The 2,808-nt window shown below is 45.7% G+C and carries 2 protein-coding genes; both read right to left on the bottom strand.

Annotated elements, in window-relative coordinates:
* A partial coding sequence (locus H6A27_RS14125; protein WP_204509146.1) for a serine/threonine-protein kinase occupies positions 1 to 646 on the bottom strand: 646 nt, incomplete at its 3' end.
* Between the two features lie 498 nt (positions 647 to 1,144).
* The coding region (locus tag H6A27_RS14115; RefSeq protein WP_204509144.1) for a hypothetical protein at positions 1,145 to 2,808 on the bottom strand (1,664 nt) is incomplete at its 5' end.

Below are 2,808 nucleotides of genomic sequence, written 5' to 3'. Positions count from 1 at the left end.
GTTCCAAAGGGGCATAGCCGGGTGTGCCGCTTCCTACTGAGGTGCTCGATTCAGGTTCTCCGTTCTCGTTGTATTGTTTGGACAGACCGAAGTCTATCAGTACGGCGTCTTTGTTTGGACGGAGCATGATGTTGCCAGGCTTCAAGTCCAAATGCAGCATCTTGTGGGCGTGCATGTAGGAGAGGGCAGAGCCTATCTGACGGGCGTATTTCACGCATTCCGCTTCCGGTAAGCCGTTGTGTTGCGTGATGTAAGCGTCTAAGTTTCCTCCTTCCACATACTCCATGGCGTAGTAGACGGTGTTGTTCGCCTCGAAATATTCCAGCACCTTGACGATGTGCGGATGGTCGAGTTTGCTCAAGTTCTCCGCCTCGCGGGCAAACTTCTTCTTATAGTTGGCATAAACGCCTCCTTGGCTTCCGGTAGTCACCGTATTCTCTTCGCGTCCGTTGATGTCGCGCATAAAAAACTCTTTGATGGCGACCTGCATCGTCGTTTCAAGTGAGCCCAAGGCTCCGGCGACTTTTACCTTCGTTGTAGCCAAGTAAGTGATGCCGAACGTGCCTTGGCCTAATACCTTCCGGATGGTGTAGGTGTAGGACTTGCCTTGTAAGGTGGTGCCGGATTGTAATGTGTTCGATTCCATACTATTGAATTTTAAATTTATTATAATTCATCTTCCCACTCGCCTAAATATTCTTCTGGAGTTGGGATCGGCAGGCCTGCATGGTCTTCGTAAACCATGCAGATAGGTCCTTTTTCTAATTTCGTTCCGCATATAGGGCAATCGTGGATGCGGGAGAGTGTGCGGTAATGGCAATCCGGATTGCCGCACATTCGCTCCTGTAACATAGACTTGCACGCAATGCGAATCTCTAAACTCGTACTACCGCAGGCGGAGCATCTTTGTTTACCTTTTTGACAGATATTCCCACACTCTCGACATGTCAAGACACGTTTGTAGTAGTGGTTGATATTGAATCGTGTATCAATCTCTTGTTTTTGCGAAGGATTGTCACTATCTTTCTTTCGTAAAGGCGCATGGCATTTCTCGCAGAGAGTGTTATAAGGAGAGTTGGACCATCCGCAATTGGGGCATCGGTTGAGGGAATTATTGTTTTTCATGGTCACCAAATAAAGATTTTTATTTAACTTTTGTTCTATTAGATATTTCAGTTACGGGACGAATCATGTAACCTTGAAATCTGTAGTTAGACTGGAACTGGCTATCATATTCTCGGCTGCGGGCTGATATCCCTAAGTACCGTGCATATCCGTACTTATTATCAGGCTCTCCAGTAGAAGTCCAATAATTTCCCTGTTTTCCCAGACCTTCATTTTTACTTCCTTTCATAGCACCTGCTGCCGGTAAAAATATGCTGTTCCCATTCGGACCGGTTACTTTGGATCCTTTCATTCCGTTTAATTCGGTCCACTCCCACTTACATTGGCTTTGTAACTCAAAGGCTTCTCGAATAGTCGGCATACGCCAACCGCTTCCCCATATAGTATATGCTGCATCGTATTCAGATTCTGATATATCAGGAAAAAGAACACCATTGTTATATAGTTCCCACTTTCTCCCAATTTCCATACAGCTTTCAGTCGTTCCGGAACAATATTTGTAAGTCTTTGACCAATACGAGGATTTGGGCTCCGTTTCTCCCCATGCAAAATAATCTCCTGATTCCCATGGATTTTCTGCACCGACATTGCATGTTGCCCAGTCTACAGATAAACCGAGATCGACAGCGGTGTACCCATTGACGGTGTAATGTCCCGATTGTAGATTCTCTGTAGAACTTTTTGGGGGAAATTCGGCAATAGAATCAGTACTTATTTCTTCTGAAGCAGCTGATTGCATAATATCGTTTTCGTTTTCCAATAAGTCGGGAAACTCTACGGTGATTGTGTCCATAGCCGAAGAGTCGGTTGGAACCGGACTTCCGATATTGGTATTGTAAGTCATTACGAACACTGCCGCGATCAAACCTCCGATAAGTCCTCCTATAATAACTTTTTGGTATTTCTGCCAGAAGCCTCCTGTAGGCTTGGACTCGGAAACGTGGGGAGAATCTTGTTTTTTGACCCATAAATCGGAGAAGCCGGGAATCTCTTTTTGGATAAGCTCCAAGAGCGGATAGACATCCCCGATGAGTGTCCCTTCCTGGTTTCCTTTTGTGCCATAATGATATACGTCCAATTTATTCTCCACTCCCAGCCGAATGGTTTCTCCCCCCATGGATTGCCTTCTGAGATTGGATGAAACCTTGTATAACTTTAATGCATTGATGGCTGAAATCAACGCTTCAAATTGTGCCGGGCTGTAGGCTATGGTTTCCTTTGTGATGAGTTCGTTTTCAATGAAGGTTTGAACCGTAGCGGATGCCCGTGTGAATTTGGCGATAAAGCTGCGATATCCGGGAATGGGCGAGTCTGTGAATGAAAACAAGATATTATCGATGGAATTATGTAAACGGATGCGTTTTTTGTCGGTTGATTCTTTTTTCTCACCCAACAATTCCAAGAATGCATCTATATTTTGTGGCCTGTCCTTCCGCAGAGCCGCCATCGCTTTGCCCACGCAAGCTGTCAATGCATCTCCGACATGATGTTGTTGCAATTCGTATGCAGGAAAACCGTCATTCAGTATGACTGATGCTTCCGGAGGTCGTACGCCTGTCAGCATTTTGAACATTGTAGCTCCCAAAGCATATACATCCATGGTGACGGGAAAATCCTTGCCTTCGTGATAATTGGCTTGTTCCAAAGGGGCATAGCCGGGTGTGCCGCTTCCTACTGAGGTGC

Origin of the sequence: Bacteroides caecigallinarum, assembly GCF_016902295.1 — a bacterium.
Taxonomy (GTDB): domain Bacteria; phylum Bacteroidota; class Bacteroidia; order Bacteroidales; family Bacteroidaceae; genus Phocaeicola; species Phocaeicola caecigallinarum_A.
This window is presented reverse-complemented; position numbering and strand designations above follow the sequence as displayed.